This window comes from Rhodopirellula bahusiensis (genome assembly GCF_002727185.1).
GTDB classification, from domain to species: Bacteria; Planctomycetota; Planctomycetia; order Pirellulales; family Pirellulaceae; genus Rhodopirellula; species Rhodopirellula bahusiensis.
This window is the reverse complement of sequence record NZ_NIZW01000015.1, coordinates 18,040-39,165: the sequence shown is the minus strand read 5'-3', so window position 1 is coordinate 39,165 and position 21,126 is coordinate 18,040. Positions and strand designations below refer to the sequence as shown.

Annotated in this window: 14 protein-coding genes; 5 read left to right on the top strand and 9 right to left on the bottom strand. The window is 56.7% G+C overall.

The window, feature by feature from the left end:
- The first annotated feature begins 3 nt into the window (after nucleotides 1-3).
- On the top strand, nucleotides 4-708 hold the full coding sequence (locus tag CEE69_RS19045) for a hypothetical protein (protein WP_233215396.1): 705 nt from the start codon (nucleotides 4-6) through the stop codon (nucleotides 706-708).
- A gap of 442 nt (nucleotides 709-1,150) precedes the next feature.
- Here the strand turns inward: CEE69_RS19045 and purD are convergent, their stop codons facing one another.
- From purD to CEE69_RS19005, 7 genes are all read right to left on the bottom strand, one after another.
- A complete protein-coding gene (gene purD, locus CEE69_RS19035; RefSeq protein ID WP_099262212.1) occupies nucleotides 1,151-2,464 on the bottom strand; it encodes a phosphoribosylamine--glycine ligase in 1,314 nt (437 codons plus the stop codon).
- Nucleotides 2,457-3,149, bottom strand: coding sequence for a 3-keto-disaccharide hydrolase (locus CEE69_RS19030; RefSeq protein ID WP_099262211.1), 693 nt, complete (start codon nucleotides 3,147-3,149; stop codon nucleotides 2,457-2,459). Before CEE69_RS19030 ends, purD begins: the two co-directional genes overlap by 8 nt.
- A 28-nt stretch (nucleotides 3,150-3,177) precedes the next feature.
- A complete protein-coding gene (locus tag CEE69_RS19025) occupies nucleotides 3,178-6,711 on the bottom strand; it encodes a hypothetical protein (protein ID WP_099262210.1) in 3,534 nt (1,177 codons plus the stop codon).
- Between the two features lie 468 nt (nucleotides 6,712-7,179).
- Nucleotides 7,180-7,827 (bottom strand): dephospho-CoA kinase, encoded by a 648-nt coding sequence (gene coaE, locus CEE69_RS19020; RefSeq protein WP_099262209.1) that lies wholly within the window; start codon nucleotides 7,825-7,827, stop codon nucleotides 7,180-7,182.
- Complete coding sequence (locus CEE69_RS19015) at nucleotides 7,827-8,543, bottom strand: zinc ribbon domain-containing protein (RefSeq protein WP_099262208.1); 717 nt, start codon at nucleotides 8,541-8,543, stop codon at nucleotides 7,827-7,829. Before CEE69_RS19015 ends, coaE begins: the two co-directional genes overlap by 1 nt.
- 73 nt (nucleotides 8,544-8,616) lie before the next feature.
- Nucleotides 8,617-9,621 carry an AAA family ATPase gene (locus CEE69_RS19010; RefSeq protein WP_007326093.1) on the bottom strand — a complete coding sequence of 335 codons (1,005 nt, stop codon included), beginning with the start codon at nucleotides 9,619-9,621 and terminating at the stop codon, nucleotides 8,617-8,619.
- Between the two features lie 11 nt (nucleotides 9,622-9,632).
- Nucleotides 9,633-11,192, bottom strand: coding sequence for a sulfatase (locus tag CEE69_RS19005; RefSeq protein WP_233215395.1), 1,560 nt, complete (start codon nucleotides 11,190-11,192; stop codon nucleotides 9,633-9,635).
- A 738-nt stretch (nucleotides 11,193-11,930) separates the two neighbouring features.
- Between CEE69_RS19005 and CEE69_RS18995 the strand changes: the two genes are divergently transcribed.
- Together CEE69_RS18995 and CEE69_RS18990 are read left to right on the top strand one after the other, a co-directional pair.
- Entirely contained in the window at nucleotides 11,931-12,617 is a 687-nt protein-coding gene (locus CEE69_RS18995; protein WP_099262207.1) for a DUF2293 domain-containing protein, read from the top strand.
- A 213-nt stretch (nucleotides 12,618-12,830) separates the two neighbouring features.
- Nucleotides 12,831-13,520 (top strand): glycine zipper domain-containing protein, encoded by a 690-nt coding sequence (locus CEE69_RS18990; RefSeq protein ID WP_233215394.1) that lies wholly within the window; start codon nucleotides 12,831-12,833, stop codon nucleotides 13,518-13,520.
- A 442-nt stretch (nucleotides 13,521-13,962) separates the two neighbouring features.
- Here the strand turns inward: CEE69_RS18990 and CEE69_RS18985 are convergent, their stop codons facing one another.
- The gene (locus tag CEE69_RS18985; RefSeq protein WP_099262313.1) at nucleotides 13,963-16,425 is read right to left on the bottom strand and encodes an ATP-binding protein; all 2,463 of its coding nucleotides are present in this window, start codon (nucleotides 16,423-16,425) and stop codon (nucleotides 13,963-13,965) included.
- Between the two features lie 103 nt (nucleotides 16,426-16,528).
- On the opposite strand from CEE69_RS18985, the gene CEE69_RS18980 reads away from it, so the two are divergent.
- Together CEE69_RS18980 and CEE69_RS18975 are read left to right on the top strand one after the other, a co-directional pair.
- The gene (locus CEE69_RS18980; RefSeq protein ID WP_099262205.1) at nucleotides 16,529-17,368 is read left to right on the top strand and encodes a purine-nucleoside phosphorylase; all 840 of its coding nucleotides are present in this window, start codon (nucleotides 16,529-16,531) and stop codon (nucleotides 17,366-17,368) included.
- Nucleotides 17,369-17,482: 114 nt separating this feature from the next.
- A complete protein-coding gene (locus CEE69_RS18975; RefSeq protein WP_099262204.1) occupies nucleotides 17,483-18,103 on the top strand; it encodes a DUF937 domain-containing protein in 621 nt (206 codons plus the stop codon).
- Nucleotides 18,104-18,142: 39 nt separating this feature from the next.
- Here CEE69_RS18975 and CEE69_RS18970 read toward each other — a convergent pair whose 3' ends face one another.
- Nucleotides 18,143-21,121, bottom strand: coding sequence for a GlcNAc transferase (locus CEE69_RS18970; protein WP_233215393.1), 2,979 nt, complete (start codon nucleotides 21,119-21,121; stop codon nucleotides 18,143-18,145).
- Nucleotides 21,122-21,126: the final 5 nt, after the last annotated feature.

Sequence of the window (21,126 nt, the reverse complement as noted above, 5' to 3'; positions counted from 1 at the left end):
GGAATGACCGATTGCTCAGAACGCACTCGCGCGGCATCGCGACGATCCGGCAACCGATTCCGCCCTTCGCATCGTCGTTGTGGCGGTGGTTTGCAGTGGATGATGATTTGCTTGTTGGCGACTCTGTCGGCTGGTTGTGGTCAGCTCGCGTATCGACTTGGAACTGATTTTCCACCTCAGTACGTTCCCAATCCGTTGGACCTGCCGCCGGTACCCGCCGACTTCCTGTGGTTGCAGGTGGTGGATGCCGTCGACGACGTGTTCAAGATCTCTCGGGAGCAACCGGTGGTCAATCAGCCCGGTGCTGTTCTCGAAGGTCGATTGGAAACAAGCTACAAAGTTGGCGGTTCAATTCTCGAGCCTTGGCGGAAAGACAGTTCGCCTGGATTTGAACGGCTGCAAAGCACGTTGCAGTCCATCCGCCGTCGCGCGATCGTCCATGTTCGGCCGCACTCGAACGGCTACTCGGTTGAGATCATCGTTCAGAAGGATTTGGAAGACACAGACCGGACTCAGTACGCGACGGAAACCACCGCCGGACAACGCCACGACGGTTCACGAACCAGTCGCGTTGATGACTTCGATGACAATCCGCAAACGCTCGGATGGATTCCGCTGGGGCGCGACACGACGCTGGAACAGATCCTGTTGCAGGATATCTTCCGCCGTGTCACGCAAAAGGATTCCCCAGGGTTGCTGAATCACTGAGATCAGCAGAGGTACCAGGACTTGCCCGATCACCCCGAGCGAAGAGGGCGTGCAGCTTGTTGACACAGGTATTAACGCTGCTTTCGCACACCGTACCTCTCCCAAAACGAAGTTTGGGGAGAGGGCGAGCGACGCCGTTCAGGCGTACGCGAGGGTGAGGGCCGAGCACGGGATATGGCGCGCACTACCCTCCCCGGAATTCTCACTGAACGCTCGCATTCCGACCCTCCCCAACTGCGTTCAGGAGGGTGATTTCAACCTTGTGAGCACGGCACTTCAAAACCGCACGACCTCTGCGCGGGCGGGGTTCGCAAGACGTCACGAACACAACACTTAAAAACTGCACGAACTCTGAAAACATGGTGGATGAAACGTCGAATCCATCAGTTGAGGATTCGTTGTCTCATTCACCACGTTCGCAGTGGATTGCATCTTCGCAGGTTTAGGCCTTGGCCGCAGTGACGAGTGCTTTGTCGCTGATGTCTTTGCGGCACCAGGCACCCTGCCAGCGAATTTTTCGAACGGCTTTGTAGGCCTGCAGTTTCGCGGCGCTGATGGAATCGCCCATCGCCGTCACACCGAGGACGCGGCCGCCGGTGTTGACGACTTCGCCATCGACTCGTTGCGTCCCCGCGTGGAAAACTTTGACGTCTTCCATTTGGTCGGCGGTTTCGATCCCCGTGATCGCGTGGCCTTTTTCGTAGTCGGCTGGGTAGCCTTCGCTGGCCATGACAACGCAGATCGCAGGTCGCGGGTCGAATTCGAGTGGACCGGTTTCTTCGAGCTTGCCATCGACAACGGCCTGCATGACTTCCACGAGGTCGGTCTTCAAACGCATCAGCAGCGGTTGGCATTCAGGGTCGCCGAAGCGAACGTTGAATTCCAAAACCTTGGGGCCGGCGGGGGTCAGCATCAAACCCGCGTACAGCACACCTTTGAATGGACGGCGCGACCGTTTCATCGCATGAACGACGGGGACCAGGATGCTTGATTCCACTTTGGCGAGCGTTTCTTCATCCAGCACAGGGGCGGGGCAGTAGGCTCCCATGCCGCCGGTGTTTGGACCGGTGTCGCCATCGTTGGCGGGTTTGTGATCTTGTGCGGGCGGCAATGTCACGATGGTTTCGCCATCGGTAATCGCCAGAACGCTGACTTCGGGGCCGGTCAAGCGTTCTTCAATGATCAACTCTTTGCCAGCGGCACCGAACTCTTTGCGAGCCGCAATGCGATCGATCGCTTCCAAGGCTTCGCTGCGAGTGTCGCAAACGACGACGCCTTTGCCAGCGGCCAAACCATCGGCTTTGACAACGACATTGACCGGATCGGTTGGTTCACTGAATCGATCTTTGATGTAGCGTGATGCATCATCGGCGTTTCGGAACGTTCGATAGTCTGCCGTCGGAATGTCCGCGGATCGAAGCAGGTTCTTGCAAAAGACCTTGCTGCCTTCCAGTTCCGACGCGGCTTTGCTGGGGCCGAACGCTCGCAGGCCGGCATCGGTCAACGCATCGACCAATCCAGCGACCAAGGGAGCCTCGGGGCCAACGATGACCAATCCGACGTTGTTCTCTTTCGCGAATTGGATCACGGCATCGTGATCGGCCGGATCGATGTCGACATTCGTCGCATCGACGCCGGTCCCAGCGTTGCCGGGGGCAACGAAAACATTTTGTACGTGTTGGCTCTGTTTGACTTTCCATGCCAAGGCATGTTCACGTCCACCGGTGCCGACAATCAGCACGTTGTATTTACTCATCGAGTGGTTTGACTCGCAGGTTCTTGAAGTAGGCTTTGCTATCTGGGTCGTGGGCTTGCAAGGCAAACGTGCCTTCGCCCAACCGGCGTTCGAAGCTTTCTGAAAAAGCGTTCTGGTCGCTCGGTTCGGTGAAATTCACCAGTGTTTTTCCGTTGACTTTCAGTTCGATGTGTTTTCCGCGAACGATGATCTCTTGCGTGTACCATTCGTTGTCGCGAATTCCGTTGGCCGCCAATGTTGCGGCGTCGACGTTCTCAACCCCGTAAAGCGAACTGGTCTTCTTGGGGTCTTTGTGGCTGACGTTGACTTGGCATTCGTAGCCGTACTTTGGCCAGCCTGATTCTTGATACTTCGTATGAAAGTAGATCCCAGCGTTGCTGCCGGGCATCAATTTCACGTCGGCTTTGAAATGGAAGTTCTTCAGCGGAGCCAATTCTCCGGTGTAGAACAAGTGGCATCGCTTGCCTTCGCAAACGAGCATCCCGTCGACAACTTTCCAGCTGTCCGGGTTTTCGGTGGATTTTTTCCAGCCTTCGAGTGATTCGCCGTCAAACAGAGAAACGAAGCCCGTTTCGTCTGCCGTCGTGCTCTTTGGAGCATCTTCCGCCGTTGCAATCGACTGGATAGCGAGGGCGGAAACGAGAGTGAGGACGGCAGATCGAAGCAACAGGTGGGGACGTAACATGTGTTGGCTCAGCGGGTAGGAAGGCGGGCTAGACGCTGGCCAACCGGTCCAGCATCACAGGGTCATTTGGGGACGGCGACATCGGATCGACGCCCAAAGTTCCCTGCAACGAAGCAATATAGTCTCCCGACTCGGCCAGTTGGCGTTGTTGGGTCGCATATTCGTACTGAGCTTTCATGTCCAACCGTTCCGTCGCATCGACGTTGGAAGGATCGTCCATGAACGTCTGCAACCGTTGCTGCATCGATTTCCAGTGTGCGATGTCGCGTTGCTGCTTGGCGTCCAGGCGACGGCGATACCAGTCGCTGCTGAGCAACGTTTCTCGCGAAAAGAGCTCTCGCACTTCGGGATCATCAATCGTTTTGCCGTTGTGCTCGCCGTGCACCATGATGTCCAGTGCCGCGCGGAGCGGTGGGCAGGCCAGTTCGTAACCGGAGTCACCGAAGTAGTTCTGGGCGACGCGAGCCTGGGCTTCTGAAATTTGCAGAACGCCATCGGCGAACGATTCGGGATCCTGTTTTTCAGGTCGCAAGATTGGTTCCGGGAAGACTTTCGATGGGTTGTCGAAAACGCGAGCCAAGTAGGTGCGGACGAACTTGTCGGTGATTCGATAACCGAGTCGGCTGGCGGGGATCTTTTTGCCGCCCTCTTCGAAGTCTTCCACCTTTTCCAGCATGCCGTCTTCGATCATGCGGCGCGGATCGCGTTCTTCCGCGGTCATGCGGCACCAGACTTCGGGAATCAACAAGGAGATATCGTGACCGACTTCCAAGTTGGGTCCGACGTGACCGGCAGGAGTGCTGAAGCCGCCCAAGTCGGTCAGGATCATCGACACGATAACAGCGTTCAGGTCGATCGCGGGATGCAATGCGTTGAAGGGGCCCTTGGTCAGTGCACCTTCGCTGCCCGCACCCGTGGTACTGGGGCTTTTGCCGGTCAGCGAGCAAACGTAATCCATCACCAACTCAGGAAGTTCCTGGTAGTGAAGTGGCGAGTAAACCGCCAGCGATCGAATGCCGGCTTCGGCGTCTGGTGGATTGTTGCGACGACCGGACAGCACCGCACCAACCGGAGTCAGGACCGCGTCGTCCGTCGCTAGTTTGCGGTGCAACTGAATGCCTCGCATCGCCACGTAGGTTTCGCGCGGCGACGCCATGTCCGGACGATCTTGCAAGTAGCGAGGGTTCTTGGTCGGTTTGCCATCCACCAATCGTGGATTGGCGGTGCTGACGACATAACCATCCACCGAGTTGGCAGCGGTTTCCAGCACGTCTTCCATCGGACCAGTGAATTTGTCGAACTCGATCGCGTCTCGCATGATGTCGCGAGCTTGTTCGCTGGTCAGCGGTTCAAAGTTACTGATGAAGTTGCCCGGCGCGGCCAAGTCGGATTCAGTTTGTTTGTCCAATCCGCGATGAACGGCATCGTCAGGACGTTGGAACAATCGGTATTCGCAGTTTTCAACGAACTTGTAACTCGAGGCTTCTGCGACGGCCGATCCGACGTCGCCGATGCTGCCCGCAGGCACAACGATGCTGGCGGAGATATCGTCTTCGCGTTGAACCTTGGACGACGCGATGAAGTCTTGCCGCAGCTTGAAGGTTCGCCACTGCGAATTCTCAAGACCCACTCGCAAATAGGTTCCCACCAAAGGTCGGCTGCCGATTTTCAGCTCGTGTCCAGGCGATCCATTGACGATGTCGACGCCGAAGGACTCACGCCAATCGTCGTCCATGCCTGGTGCGGCGAAGCGTTTGATGATCAACGCGAGAGCGTAAACGTGCTCCGGAATGCTCTTCAGCCAAGCATTGTAATCGTCGTTGTACTCGGGGCTGGGAGTCAGCAACTTGATCACGCTACCAAGCGAACGATTGGAATCGAGCACTTTGCGGCTGGGGCGTTCGGTGTAGTCGGTCCGTCCGGTGTACGAATCCGACCAACGAGTGCCGTAGTCTTTAGAAAAGATGTCGTCGACCAATTGGAAATCGACGTCATGGTCTTTGACAAAGATCGGACCATACAGCATGTAATCGCGAAGGCTCTTGCTGATCTCGCTTTTGCCGCCACCACTGACCGTGCAAGGTTTGTGGCAGAAGACACCTTCGCCAACAGTGCCGACCAAACGCCAGCTGGGTGCCGACGGGTGTTTTTGAAGTTGGATCTTGTAACCGCTCGGGGCGATGTAAATTTCGTCTGGCGACAGCGGAATCGATTGTTCTTTGCCGGCCGAATCGGTCCAGCGAATGCAGCGTTCGTGAAGTGTCGCCAGGGCGTCTTCTGGGATGTAGATCACACTCGGGTGAATGCGATCGATGCCGTAACCTTCCGGCTGGACGTCGATGAAATCGCTGTAAAGTTTCGCGACGTCGGCAAACGTTTGTCCGTTGTACAAACGGCTGTTGACTTGGAACTCGTCACCCAACGAGTAAGAAGCAAATGCGATCGCTCCGCCCGAGTGTTCTTCCTCCGCGTTGCCCATCAAGTTGGCAGCGTAGCTGAGTTGGGTTTTGACTTCTTTTTTGCAGTAACCGTAGTAGTTGTCTGCGATCAGAGTCACGATCACACCGTCGCTGTTGCGGCACGTGATCTTGAACGCGCCACCATCGTTGTAGCGTTCCGTTTCGTCTTGCCAGCACATGCGGTCGTGACGTTGACGCTCGGTTGCATCGTCGTAGTGAGGCAGGCCGAGTTCTTTCTTCGTCAGCTGAGTCAGGTGCGTTGCGAGGATCACGCATCCGGTGTGACCACTCCAGTGCTTGGCGTCCAAACCAGCGTCGCAAGCGGCGATCAGCGGATCACCCGCGTTGCCAAAGATCGATTCGACAAAGTCCAGGTTGCTGACGTAGTTGCCGGGAACGAAGAAGCGAGTTTCCATCGACTTCGACTCGCAGTAACCGGCGACACCGGGAGCGACCAAGGGACGCAACATCAGCGACACCCACGATTCAGCCGGGTGTGGCGAGTTGTGCGTGTAGGGCAATTCCATGTCCGCGGCGGGGGGCTGCATCGCGGCGCGGAACAGGTTGACGAACACATTCTTGGGAACGACTCGTTTGTCGCCGGGGATCGACAGTCCACCTTCGACGACGTGGAACGTTCCCGCTGTGGTGCGACGGTCGGCTCGCGGGTTGTTCAACACACCGTTGAAGCAGCGATACGAATGGACTTGGTCGTTCTCGAACTTGTTGCCGCCGAGTGGCAAACTCAATTCGCGAGCCATTCCGTGACGGTCGAGGTTCAACGAACGGGTTGGAAGCGTCAACGGTTCGTCGCCGACTTCGTCAGCAAAGTAGGTCGCCAAGAACGATTCGATGCGTTGATCGATTGGTGGTTGGTGTTGGCGAAGAATCGCGTTGCGTTCGCGAAAGCTGTCCAGCATTTCGCGAGGGAACGCGGCGTCGGGACGCTCTTGGTCCTCTTCGCCGGGGGGCATCAAACCGGCGAGTGCCAATTGAAACGAGAGATAGTTTTGCAGGCGTTGCCGTTGTTCCGGAGTAGCCGCAACCATGCGGTCCCAGCTCAAAGCACGTTGAAGTTCTGTGGGTTCTCGCAGCAGGGCCATGAGGAGTTCTCCGGTTCGAACATGGATGTGGTCGGCAAGTCCAAGCCTCGCGACCAAACAGTGCTACTGCTTTTGATCGCGGAATGTCTCGATCTCAAACGAACCACGATTGACGACAGTCGCACGCAAAACGCCAGAACCAGAGCCGGGCTTGGATTTGAGAAGCTTAGCAAATAACCGCCGAATTTGAATCGGACGCGATTGGTGTGGATCGCTCAGAAACGCCCGCGAATCGCGCCCTGAATCTATTGAGCCAGCCGGCTTGAAGCTGCTTAATGTTGGTGGCGTCGTCGCTGTGGTTGAATAACGGTGCGAGGCAGTTCGTTGTGGTCTGAGAAGCAAGTCGCGACTCGCCATTTTGACAGTTGGCAAATCGTGGGGGGGCGAAAGTTGAATCGCTCCGATTATGAAATCCGTGGGAGAGATTTCGAGTGGGCGGATTGGGCAAGCCCTTCTTGCCGGATTCGCTCACTCGGATCGCAGCACGGAGTCCAGTTGTGATTCGACGAATCGATGCAGGTCATCCTCGGTCCCGTTGTTCGGAATCACGCGAGTGCTGGCGGAACGCTTGCGTTCCCAGGACCACTGCCGAGAGCTCCGTCGTTCGAGTTCGTCCGTGTCCCAACCGCGGGAGCGAAGCAATTCTTCGTGTCGGGCCGGATCGACCTGCAGGCACCACACTTCGTCACAGGTGTCGCGGTAGCCGCTTTCCAGAAGGAGCGGAACATCCAAAATCACAAAGGGTTGCTGATCCGATTTCGCGTCCGCGATGCGAGCTTCCAGAATCTTTCTTGTTCGCGGATGAAGCACGCTTTCCAGTTGTCGAAGTCGTGCGAGCGAGTTTTCATCCTCGCCGAAAACCAAATCCGCCAATCGCGAGCGTGACAGGGAACCGTCTGACAATTGAATTGAATCACCAAGCAGCGACTTCAGTTCGGCGATGACGTCCGGTTCATCAAGTTGGCTTTTCGCGATCTCGTCCGCGTTCAGCCAGACGCCGCCCAGCGATTCCAGGTGACGAGCGACGGTGGATTTGCCGCTGCAAGGCGGACCGATGATGCCGATGATGGGCGTGGAGGACGCCGGTTGCGAGTCGTTGATTGACCCTTCGGACATCAGGCCTGGTACAGGAATGCGTTGCAATTGGGGCAATGTGTCAGCGTTGACAGCATCACTTGGTTGAGGACCTGTGTGGTCAGTGTTTGGTAGCAACCGCCGCAGGAATCCTGTTCGATGGCGGCCATGGCTTCGTCCCCGCGGGCGTCGACCAGTCGGCGGTAGTCAGCCTTCACGGCGGCGGGGATGTCGGCTTCGTGAGTCGCCAACTGCTCGTTGATGCGAGCAAGATCCTGGCGAACTTGATCGAGCCGAGCTTCGATCTCATTCACTCGTTTGGTTTGGTCATCCTGGGCTTGCTCGAGTTTCTTTTGGGCTCGGCCGAGCTCCACTTCGCAAGTGTCGATTCGTTCCAGCACTTCCAGGATTTCGTCGCTTTGAACACTGTTGGCTTGTTCGTCCGCGGCGATTTGGTCCTTCAGCAGCGAGAACTCTTTGTTTGAGGCGGCTGTGTTCAGCTTGCCCTGCAGGTTCTTCACATGAGCTTCGCGGGTCTGCAATTGCAGTTGCTTTTCGTCCGCTGTCATGCGGGTCTTCTTCAGCGTTTCCGCCGCCGCATCCACATTCGCTTGAGCCTCGTCGACCATCGACTGAACGGCTTTGATTTGAAGCGGGCCGCGACGCAGTTGGCCTTCCAAATCGGTGCGTTGTTGCAGCGTGTTGTGCAACGTTCGCAAAAGAACGCCAGAAAATTTAGTCGTGGAGGGCGAAGCCATCAGGCAGAATGCGGGAGCTGGAGAATGGAACTGAAAAGAGGGGGCGAGATTGTGGGGCGGATGCGAGTGCCGATCAATCGCCCTTCTCTGGAACCTTCTCTAGAATCTCCAGCAAAACGTGGTCGGTGTCGATGCCCTCGGCTTGGGCTTCGAAGTTCAGCAGCACGCGGTGACGCATCGCCGGCAAGAACATACGGCGGATGTCTTCGAAGGAAACATTGAAGCGACCGTCCAACAAAGCCTGCACTTTCGCGGTCAAAGCAAGGGTTTGGGCACCACGCGGGCTGCTGCCCCAGCGAACGTATTCGTTGGTGATCGGCACGCTGTATGGGCCGTCGGGGTGAGTCGCCATGGTCAGACGCACCAGGTAATCCTGGACGTGCGGGGCCAAAATGACTTCGCGAACCAATTTCTGCCAACGCTGGATTTCTTCGCCGTCCATGACCTTTTCGATCTCTGGACGCTCGCCTCGCGTGGTTCGGTCGACGATCGTCGCCAGTTCGTCTCGGTTGCTGTAGCCAACCACCAGCTTGAACAGGAACCGGTCCATCTGAGCTTCCGGCAACGGGTAGGTGCCTTCTTGCTCAATCGGGTTTTGTGTGGCCAAGACAAAAAACGGTTGGTCGAGCGTGTAGCGATGGCCGCCCGCGGTCACGGTGCCTTCTTGCATCGTTTCCAACATCGCCGACTGTGTCTTCGGGGTTGCTCGGTTGATTTCGTCGGCGAGCAGAATTTGGGTGAAGACCGGGCCCTTTTGAAACTCAAATTTGCGCCGGCCGGATTCGTCTTCCACGACCATGTTGGTGCCCAGGATGTCGGCGGGCATGAGGTCGGGCGTGAACTGAATTCGATTGAACTGCAGGTCCAGCACCTCAGCCAAGGTCCGGACCAGCATGGTTTTGCCGAGTCCCGGAACGCCTTCGAGCAAGCAGTGACCGCCGCAAAGCATCGACGTCAAAACTCCGCTGACGATGTCATCGTGACCCACGATCACGCGTCCGATCATTTCACGGATCGCGACGTATCGCTGGCGAAATTGTTCCGCGTCGGCTCGCATCGCATCGACGGTGGTGCTCATAAGCTTTTGTGTCAGTTCGAAGAGTGGAAGTTCGGATTGGGAACCGGCATTTTGGCTCCCATGTCAGTTTGCCATTTGCGAAGTGCGTCACGCAGTTCAGCGAAACGTTCGGGCTCGGTTTTCGACAGGTCGTTGGTTTCGCCGATGTCGACCGATAGATCATACAGTTCTGCGGTGTCAGTTTCGTAGAACTCGATCAATTTGTAGTCGCCACGCCGAATCGCGGCACCAGGACGCCAAAGCGAACCATGGTAGTGTGGGTAGTGCCAGTGCAAGTCACGAGGTGAGGCGTCAGCAGCGGCTGCTTCGCCATCGATCGTGGGTAGCAAGCTTGTTCCGTCCGCATGCAACTCAGCTTGAAGTGGCAACCCGACCACATCGAGGATGGTTGGAAACAAATCGGTGCTGCACGCGATCGTGTCGACGACCTTTGGTTGAAGCGAACTTGCCTTGGCGGTTGCGGTCGCTGACATCGATTTCGGCAGACGGACCAGCAATGGTTCGCGAATTCCGCCTTCGTACAACCAACCCTTGCCAGCTCGCAGGGGCGAATTGCAGGTTGGCCCAAACTTGCGAAGCGTCGACAGACCGCCGTTGTCGGAGAAGAACACGACCAGTGTGTTGTCATCGACACCATGCTCCTTCAACGCTTTTAAGATACGACCGACACTGGTGTCGACGGCTTTCACCATTGACGCGTAAGCCGGGTTATCCTGCCGGCCTCGCGTGACAGCATCTCGTTCGTTAATCGTTGGCGTGTCGCCTTGGAGTTTCGGCGTGTTCGATTGTTTCTCTTGGAAGTGATCGATCGTTCGTTTGTCGGGAGTGATGGGCGAATGAACGTTGTAGTAGCTCATCATCATGAAGAATGGTTTGTCTTCACGGGATGCAGAGTCGACCAATGAAACGGCTTCGTCCGTCAGACGCGTCGTCAAGTATTCGCCGTCTTGTTTGGCTTTCAAATACGGGTTCTTCCATGGCGAGTAATAACCGCCCGGTGGCGAACCTTTGTGACCGCCTCCGATGTTGATTTGGAACCCTTGGTCAGTGGGCAGGTGCCCGATATCGCCAAGGTGCCATTTGCCAAGGAAGAATGTTTGGTAGTCGGCGGCGTCTCGCAGGTGTTCAGCGAGCGTGACTTCGTCCAAAGCCAGGTTGTCTCGGTCGTCGACGTGTTGGAAACGAGGGTTCTGGGCTCGGTCGGTCGACATGCCCGGGATCCAGTCGGTGACATCCACACGAACTGGGTGACGTCCGGTCAGGATGCTCGCTCGCGTGGGTGAGCACACGGGGCAGGCGGCGTAAGCGTTGGTGAATCGAGTTCCCGATTCGGCCAACGCATCGATCTGCGGGGTCTCGTGGTAGGTGCTGCCGTAGCACCCTAGGTCCGCCCAACCCAAGTCATCGACCAAGAACAATAGAACGTTGGGACGAGACGGTGATGCTTCTTCTCCCGCCTGCGCCGACAGGTTCGCTGAAGAGGCGATCGTTGCGAGCAGCAACAGAGCTGATGCCACAAGTTTGAAGGGAGCACGCGAGTGCGGTGAAAAAGTCAGGGGAGATCGCAGCATTCGACGACACATGAAGTCAAGCAAAGAAGTGATTGTCGGAGCCGACTGTGGAGCGGGCTCGGCGTCATTGTAGACCAAATTAGGGGCACTCGGTGGGGATCGCTCCAAGTGGTATGAGCTTCCAGCTTGTGTTCCCCCTGCTTCAAGTATGTGCTCTCTTGCAGGCTGGAAGTCGATGCCACTTTGGATGGGGATTTGTGACGGTTCTATCGGTCGTTGAGGTGTCGTGACTGGGGTGCGGCGTTGTTGATTGCGTGCCGATATTGAGACTCGTGGGAGTCAGGTCATCACTTCTCGGTTTCTTGTTTGAGCGGTCGAGTGGAATTTGGGAGTTGCTTGGGACTTTGGAGCGTTGGCCCCCTCACCCGAACTTCGCTGAACGCTCCGATCGAGCTCTCCCCCAACAAAGAGGTCGTGCAGTTTTGAAGTGCCGTGCTCGCAAGGTTGAAATCACCCTCCTGAACGCAGTTGGGGAGGGTCGGAATGCGAGCGTTCAGCGAGAATTCCGGGGAGGGTAGTGCGCGCCCTTTCCCATGTTCGGCCCTCACCCTCGCGTACGCCTGAACGGCGTCACTCGACCTCTCCCCAAACTTCGTTTCGGGAGAGGTGCGCCGTGTAAAAATCTGCCGAAAAGCGGTATCAGAAAACTGCTCGACCTCCAAAGTTGGGGGAGAGGTGACCATGAAATTTGCAAATGAATCTGAACGCAACACTCTTCAACCTATACCAAAGTCGACGATGGCGGATCGATCCACTGAAACATTGACTGGTTCTCCGGGGCCGCAAGAACGTACGGTTCGTTTGGCATCCGGTGAGGTCTGCGAAGTGCCGAGCGGATGGGAGTTGTTGCCTCCCGGCGACGCCGGTGTGACTCGTCGTGTAAAGGCCGCTGGGCCGACTTGGACGATCAAAGAAAAGAAGGGGCGACGAGAATTTTCGCAGGGGCTTTGGGCGGACGCGAAGCAGATCGCGGATGCAAAAGCATCGATGGAGGCGACTCGTTCCACCGCGGGCTACGCTAAGAAACAGGCCGCAGCGAAAAAGCGACGCGACGAAAAACAGGGCGAATACGTCCAGGACTTCTTTCAAGCGGTTTGCGGTTTTTTGAAGTTCGCACCGGAGTATTCCGCCGTGGCCAGGAACCTTGCCAAGGCCGTGACGGAACATGCGACTCCGGTTGGCAGCGGCACGGTCGCTCGGACCGAACGCATTCCCATCCAGCGTCGAGCCGAATCCGCCGTCATCGCTTGGATGCGTCACCAAACAACGGCCTACGACGACATGAAGATCGAACGAGTCAAAGGCCGCCGCCGAGAAGTCCGACGCGAGCTGGCGGCAAAGTCACGCGAGTTGCTGCAGAAATACCGCTCCGGCGAAGCGGACGCGATGGTTGGTTGCCCGTTGGCCAAGGCGTTGCGGGGATAGCGACGAGCCAGAATTTCAGCAGCCGGTTTCACGGGGAGGTTTCACGCAGATCGCGCGCGGTTGTGAAGCGGATACAAAAAATTGGCGTTGTTGTCGAAGCGATTGCCGATCTAAAAGCGTAGGTGGTCGATGGATGGTTTCCGTCGCAACCAAGGCGAGCAACCTTTTCCGTTCGCGTTCCCTTCGTTTGCCCCGTTTGAGGTGGCATTGAACATGAAAATTCAATTCAATTTTGGCGTCCGTTTGATTCTCGCTGGTGCCGCAGTTTTGGCATTGGGAGTCTTCTCCCCCAACAGTGCGATGGCTCAGGCCAACACCCAACGCGGTGCGACATGGGGCGGCATCACGGGTGCGATCGCCGGTGCGATCATTGGTGACAACAACGGTGAAGCGGGGGCAGGAGCTGCCATTGGTGGCGCTGTTGGAGCCGTTGCCGGCGGAGTGCTGGGCAACGCGAAAGACAAGGAGTTGCAGGCTCAGCAGTATTACTCGCAGCCGAGCCATTACACACGAACTGTTGCCCCCCAACCTTCCGCATCACCGCTGGTGCCCACCGGAGCCGTCTCGTTCAACGACGTCGTCGCGATGAGCCGCAGTGGCGTGAGCGAAGGTGTGGTGCTGAACCAAATTGCATCGCGAGGTGTTCAGCGACGCCCCGTCGTTTCAGACATCATCACATTGCACCAACAAGGTGTCAGTGAAGTGGTGATCTCGGCGATGCAGAACGCTCCCGTTGGTGACCAAGTCATTGCACGTGCACCCGCCGTGGTCGAAACGCCGGTCTATGTTCCCGCTCCTCGCGTGTACGTTCAGCCGGCACCTGTGTATCGGGCTCGTCCTGTGTACCACGGGCCGCCACGTCACGGACGTAGCAGCGGATTTCATATCCACTACGGTCGCTGATCAGAGGCTGTTTCGGCATTGATCGCAAGCTAGCTCATAGCCGATCAAGTATTCCTCTTGCACGTATTCCTGTAGCACGGCGGTCCCCGCCGTGAATGCTTAGCAGCTGAGCTCTCATCTCGCTCTGGAGTCGCGAAATTTTACTTCACCTTCCCTTTGGGAGGGTCGGACCGCTTTGGGCCGGGGAGGGTTACGCGCTGGATCCAATGCTGAGCCCTCCCCTCGCTTCGCTCGACCCTCCCAAGGGGAGGGTGATGAGAAACGCTTTGCAAAACAATAACTTAAAAACTGCACGACCTCCTCTCCGGAGGGCTTGTGCTCAATCGTTTGGCGAGATGAGATCTGGAATTCGGACGATATCTATTCAGGGGAGTCTGAATTCTGGTGAATCCAGCTACCAGAAGAATCGAAAGAAGGATGTCAATCGAGTTGGCGTGGTGCCTTAAAACAACGCGGTGGCGTCTCCGGTGGAGTCGACTTGCCATGGTGTCCAAAGGATGACCGGGGCTCCGATCTTGAGGTCGCTCTTTCGAGGCGGGATGGTCACTGTTTCGAGCTCCAGGTTTTCGATTTCGAATTCCTGCCCGAGCTGATCGATTTCGTGACGCAGTTCGTCTTCCAACTCTTGCATATCGATGTGCAGTTGCTCGAGAGCCGCTTCGGCGCGTTTGACATCGCCGCGTTGTTGAGCCGCTCGTGACGCGCCGCGTGCCGCCGTCGACATCTTGGAGACGTTGGTTCGGCTGGCTATTTTGCGGCCCATGAAGGCACCGATCAGTGAGGTGCCGAAGGATAGGATTGAAGACATCTTGGCGGATTCGTACTGCCCTTCTTCACGCGCGATTCGTTCCTCTGCCGTTCGCATCTTGCCCTCCAGCGACTTCATCTTCGAACCGTATTTGTCACGCAGCTTTTCCGTCTGCAAATCGCGTTCTTCGCGAGCGGCTTGTTGGAAGTGCAGTCGAGCCTCAACCTCGCCGACACCGGCCGGGGCGTAGGCACCCAGGGCGGGACTTTTGAAAAGCTCCATTGGATGGTGCCGGTACAGGTAGTCTTTTAATTGCTTTTGGATCGACTTCAGTTTGCTGGCTCCGCGAAGGTCGTCGGGCAGATCGGTGAAGTCAAAACCTTCTTCGGGATCGGACACCCATTCGGCATCGACGTCCAATGCTTCGCTGGATTCCCACACGTCCTCGGGGACTCCCTTGCCGCATCGCAAGACTCGGCGTGCGTCGACCCATTCGTCCACGCCGGCACTGCTGCGAACGAAGTGCATGGAGCCTTCGCCGAGTAGCGCCGCTCGATAAACGCGGCGCCCTTCGCCGCTGGCATAACGCGTCGGGACCAGAAACGCTTCGCCGATTCCCGTCGGCAACACCGGGCGACTGGGCGAGGAGACTTCGTTGGAAACCGATTCGTGTTCAGTGGCTTGTTCGGCCGCGAGTTCCGCTTTTCGATCCGCCATCAACGCAGAGATTTGGTCGCGAGCCAAAGGCCCGGCCAAAAAAGACATCGCCCAACGAGTTTGGAACACCGTGGGACCGTCGTCATGAACGTTGTTCATCAAGAACACACGGCTGCCTAGGGAAGCGAGCAGTTGTTCCATCTCGGCTTTGTTGAATGGTTTGCCAGTTTGAGCCGCGGCTCCTTCGAGCCCATCCAGCACCCGAGCCTTGTCACGCTCGGTTTGCAATCGGCCAAGGAACCATGTGCCGATGTTGGACAAGCCTTTGTAGTCGAGGTCGACTGGGTTCTGAGTCGCGAGCGTGACTCCCAAGCCAAACGCTCGGGCTTGCTTGAGTAGCGTCAGCATCGGCGGTTTGGAAGGCGGATTCGCAACCGGTGGGAAGTAACCGGCGACCTCATCCATGTACAGCATCGCTCGCAGCGAACTCGTGCCGCTCTGCGTTCGCATCCACGAAACGATTTCGTTGAGCAGGATCGTGACGAAGAACATCCGTTCTTGATCCCCCAGGTGCGCGATCGAAAGGATCGATAGTTTGGGTTTGCCTTCTTTGGTGTACAGCAAATCGGGGATCGAGAGCGATTCGCCTTCCAACCACGATGAGAAAGCGGGCGAGGCCAACAAATTGTTGAGCGTCATCGCCAGTTTGGATCGTTCGCTCGGTGGCATGAATGTGTCGAGGTCAAGCACGCCGACGCGGGTGATCGGTGGTGCTGAGATCAAGCCGATCAAGTCGCCGATCGTGACGCTGCGTCCGTCTCGCCAGCAATGATCCAAGATCGAACTGATCAAAATGTGTTCGCGAGATAGCAGCGGGTCGGCTTCCATCCCCAGCAGCGTCAGCAATCCCGATGCGGCGCCAGTGACGCGTTCTCGCATCGCGTCGGTGTTGGAAAGGACCTCTGGTGGCGGGGCGTCAAAACTCTTCAGCACAGTCAGCGGGATCCCGGTGTTGCTGCCCGGGGTGTAAATCGCAACGTCGGCGGCGGCTTTGAACTTGGCAACTCGCTCCGGCGATTGCCCCCACGAGGCCAAACCGTTCTTCCAGGTCTTGGCTGTTTTGGCGGCGTACTCTTCCAGCGTCATGCCCTTGCGGGACGCTTCGCCCTGTTCCAACCAAGGCAGGAAGTCGTCGGGCTTCATGTCAGGAAAGGCCAGCATCAAGTTCGCCAAATCGCCCTTGGGGTCGATGCAGATCGCAGGGATTCCATCGATCGCGGCTTCTTCGAGCAACGACAGGCACAGTCCGGTTTTCCCGCTGCCGGTCATGCCAACACACATCGCATGGGTGCACAAATCTTTCGCGTCGTAGAGCAGCAAATCGTCGAGAGCTTTGCCGCCCGCGATGTCGTACTGGCGTCCCAAGTAGAACGTGGCCAGCTTCTCGAACACGTCGGGAGAAGGCGTGGCAGATGTCTGAGAAGGAGAAGATGAGGACATGCGACGAATCGTGTTGCGAGCAGACGAGTGGATTCCAAGCGGTTGGTAACATACAACGTTCGGCAGTTTCAATCATCGGTGCCACTCCAACACGACCTGATCCATGCTCGATCTGTACGACAAAATTGATGAAGCCTGCACAGAAATCCGTCGTCACACTCGCGACACGCCGCGAGTCGGCATCATCCTGGGGACCGGGCTGGGCGGGTTGGTGGAGGACATCGAAGTCGAAGCAACGCTGGACTATTCCGAGGTGCCACACTTTTTGAAGTCGACCGCGACCAGCCACGCCGGACGATTGATCATCGGCCGGATGGGCGGCGTGCCGGTGTTGGCGATGGAAGGTCGTTTCCACTTTTATGAAGGTTACGACTTGAAAGACATCACGCTGCCCGTGCGTGTCTTCAAAGCGATGGGGGCCGAGTTGTTGGTCGTCAGCAACGCTTGCGGGGGACTGAACCCGTATTTCAACAATGGCGACATCATGGTCATCGAAGACCAAATCAACTTGATGGGCGGCAATCCTTTGATTGGAATCAACGACGATCGATTGGGACCACGCTTTCCCGACATGTGCGAACCGTACGATCAAACTTGGATTGATCGGACGTTGGCGATTGCTCGTCGTAACGACATTTACCCACACAAAGGTGTATTTGTCGCAGTCGCGGGACCGTGTTTGGAAACGCGTGCGGAATATCGATACCTGCGTCAGATCGGTGCCGATGTCGTAGGAATGAGTACAGTTCCGGAAACGATCGTCGCCGTGCACGCTGGAATGAAGGTGATTGGATTGAGCGTGATCACCGACATGTGTTTGCCAGATGCTTTGAAACCGGCCGATGTCTCTGAGATCATTGCGACGGCAAATGCGGCCGAACCAAAACTGCGAACCATCGTTCGTGGCATCGTTCAAGAGTGCGGCGAAGTTCGCATTGCTTGAACGATCGAGTTCTTAGCAGGACGGTCGCGACGGGTGCCAAGTTGGTTTGGCGAAAGATACAATCGTTCACACACGAACCATTCTTTTCTGTAAGCCTGTCTCTAGGATTCATCCATGTCTGAGTTGTTGGAACAAGTCGGTCGTCAAATGACGCCCGAACGTATCTCAAGCCTGAGTCGATCGCTTGGTGCGGATGAAGACACGGTTCGGAACGCCGTCAGCGCTGCGTTGCCAACCTTGCTCGGCGCGGTGACTCGCCAAGCCGAAGATCCATCGCAAACGGCTCAGTTGCATCACGCGTTGGAGCGTGATCACGATGGTTCGGTGTTGGATCACTTGAGCAACTTTTTTGGACCGGATGACACGACCGAGCAACCCGGTGTGACATCGAAGACCACCGCCGGTGGTGCGATCTTAGATCACATTCTGGGCAACAAAAAAGAACGCGTCGAACATGGTGTTAGCGCAGCGAGCGGACTGTCGATGGGCCAGTCCACCAAGTTGATGATGATGTTGGCGCCGGTCTTGATGGGGGTGCTCGGTCAACAACGCAAGTCCAAAGGATTGTCGCCCGACGGCTTGGGTGAGATGCTTCGTCAAGAAAAGGCTTCGGTCCAGCAATCAGCCGATGGCGGCAGCATGTTGGGCCGCATGTTCGACCAAGATGGTGACGGCGACTTTGACATGATGGACATGGTCAAATTCGGCATGGGCCGGTTGTTCGGTCGCAAGTAGGCAACGACACGGTCAACTTCTGTCGCAGTGGATGAGAAACTACTGGTCTTGCTTCATCGACTCGAATCGGTCGATTTGAAGGTGCAAGTGCCACTGCCCGGGGTCATCTAAGATTCCAGTTCGTTCTAGCTGCAACGCTTGATCGATCTCGCCTTTTTGAGCCAAAATCTCAGCGAGTGTGTCTCGGTACACCGCGCTGTCTGGTTCGATCGCGACGGACTGGCGTGACATTTCGAGAGCGTCGTCCAACCGCGAGTGATTGCGGACTGCACACCATGCGACATTGTTCGCGGCGGTCGCGTCGAGCGGGAACTCACGCAAATGTTTCTGGCCTGCATCCACAATTCGATTGAGCCAATCGTCGGCAAGTTCTGTCATGCCAAGTTGTTTGATTCTTGGCAGCATCAATTCCGCGGAGTGGATGTCGATCGGTTCAAAGCGAAGTAGCAACTCAAAGATGCGTTCGACTTCACGTTGCTCGTCCAGGGTCAGTTGTGGCTGATCAGCTTGGAGGATCAGTTCCAGTTTGTTGCGAAGGATCAATTGAGGCAGGAGAACGTAATTGACCTCTTGGTAGTCTGACGCCGCCAGCGTTCCCGCGAAACCAAGGTCGTACCAGCGGATCGCTTGAAGCCGTTTTTCAATGGCGTCTGTTGGCAGTCGTTCCAATTCCGCTTCGGCCGCGTTGCCTTCGTCGGCTGATGTTGCCGTGGTGCGTCGGATGACAAATCGGTTGTAGGCGCGAGCGATGTCCATCAACGCGAGCGTTTCGTCGGATTCGAATGCCGTGACCAAGAGGAGCGACTGATACAGATCCTCTGCCAAATCCCACATGCCCGCACCGGCCAGGGAATCAGCCATTTGTTGCCGCATGTCGGTTGATGGTGATGCGGCCATGACTTTCAGTTGCGATCGAAGTTGGTCCGCTCGTCGTTGATCGCCATCCCGCTCGGCAAACAGGAATTGCTGGAGCACCACTTCGAAGCCGATCATCGCGTCATCACGCAGGCCTGAATTCAACACGGCTTGCGGTTCGCTGGTCAGTTCTTGCCAGATGCTTTCAAAGTCCTCCGGCGTGGGATTGTTGCCATCTTTGCGATGATGATCGGTTAGCAATTTGAGTCGTGCTGGCAAGTCGCCTTTGTCGGCTTGGCCGCGAACGATGGCGCGGACGATGTCGGGGCGACCGTGTGCCTCGAAGAGTGATTCCCATTGCTGTGAGGACGGGACATCCGAATCAGACAGCGTGTATTCGTCAACTTTAGTGCGGCGATCCAAATCGCTTTCTGACTCGCCCGAACGCAAGTGCTCGCCCAATTGGTCAATCCATTCGCGATGATTGCGAACGTCCTTTGGTTCGGCTCGAGCGATTTCACACGCCGTGATGAAGCATTGCTCGGTGGTCCATTCGGGTCGGTGGTGATAGACGAACCAGTTCAGGTAATACAGCAATTCTTCGTTGGTTGGTTCGACGACACGTGAAACGAGCCGAAGCGACAACCGAGAAAGGAGGCTGGGTTTTTCGGGAGCAGCCAACTTGAAAATCCAATCCGTTTTGGACGTGGCCGCCAACGTTGCCAAAACGAAATGCTGAGTCAGGACCGATTCGCGGCCCGGTGATGCTTTGACATACATCCGCGAATCGGAGAGTTGCGTCGCGATTCGGTAAGCAACGTCTTGGCGTCCCACATCGATTGCAGTTCGCATCAAAGTGAGGCAATCCAAGACTTTGTCGGTTGGGGTGACTCCTGAACCCGATGTTAGGTCCTTTTCCGGAACGCTGCGTTGCTGATCGATGGCTTCGTCGATCCATTGTTCCAAGTGCGTGTCGAGCTGCTCCGCATCGAAACCGAGCAGTTGCAAACCGCGAACGTGACGCGATGTCTTCACTGCGATCGCGGATGCTTCGCGGGGTGATTCCTTTTCCAAAATGTCGATGGCGGAGTCGACTTCGCCGTGGATCAACAGCGTTCGCCAGAGAAGCGTTTCATAAGATGGCGACAAGCTTGCATCGCTGGTTTGTTTCAAGGCATCGATGGCTTGTTGGCGAAGCGACGAGTTGCCTGAACGGGTCGCGGCGATCAGCGTGTCGGACCAATGCCGAATGGCTTCGTCACGAGCGTGCAGCTTGTCGGCTGGCGTTCCTTCCTCAGCGGATTGCTGGAGTCGTTTGGCTTCCTCGGCGGATTCATCCGCGATCGCATCCCACTCTGATGTCACCATTCGAACGACTCGATTGAGCGAGTGCCGTGTGGAGCTTTCTTCTTCGGTTTCGGTGGCTCGTTGTTGTGCGAGTTGGTCGTGCAGCTTTGCAATTTCCGTTGCTGCGTCCTGGTTCCCTCGCAACAAATGCATCACGCACAACGCTTCGGCTCGCTGGTCCTCTCGCCACGTTTGGGACGCGGTCGGAAGCGAAGGAGAATCGCCCGGGCGTCGCAGCAAGTCGTCGCGGCACAATGCCATTTTCTTGTTCGCGGCCGCCAGATCCAGGAACCCGACAAAATCGGGCAACGAATTTTGAAGGACGGCGAGTCTCGCGTAGATTGGATACCGCGATTCCACGACCAAGGAGACTCGCGCCAGGATCGCTTCGTATTCGATGGTCCCGTTTGCTTCTTCCATCGCCACCGTGGCGGCGCGAAAACGTCCCGCTTCGAGCAACACTTCGATTGCCTCCGCGGGACTGGCCTTTTCAAGTGTCTCAGCCAACTCAGCGGGAGTGTCGGCGAGAATCCCACGTTGCCACCGCGATTGAACCCAGCGGGCACGGTCCGAGATTTCGGGATCTTGATGCCGGATGGCTTGGATGACATCCGATCGCCAACGATCGCGATCACTCCACCATTGCAAAGTCGTTTGAACGCGGTCGTCAAACTCCGATGCCGCCAATAGTTCGATTTGATTCGTTGACGTATCCGGGGCGGTCGGCTCTTGATCAACGCTCCATGCCAATCGAGCGGGAAGCATGCTGCTGAACAGACACGCGGCAACGATCGCGAACGAAAGGTTGTTTCTCAAGGTGG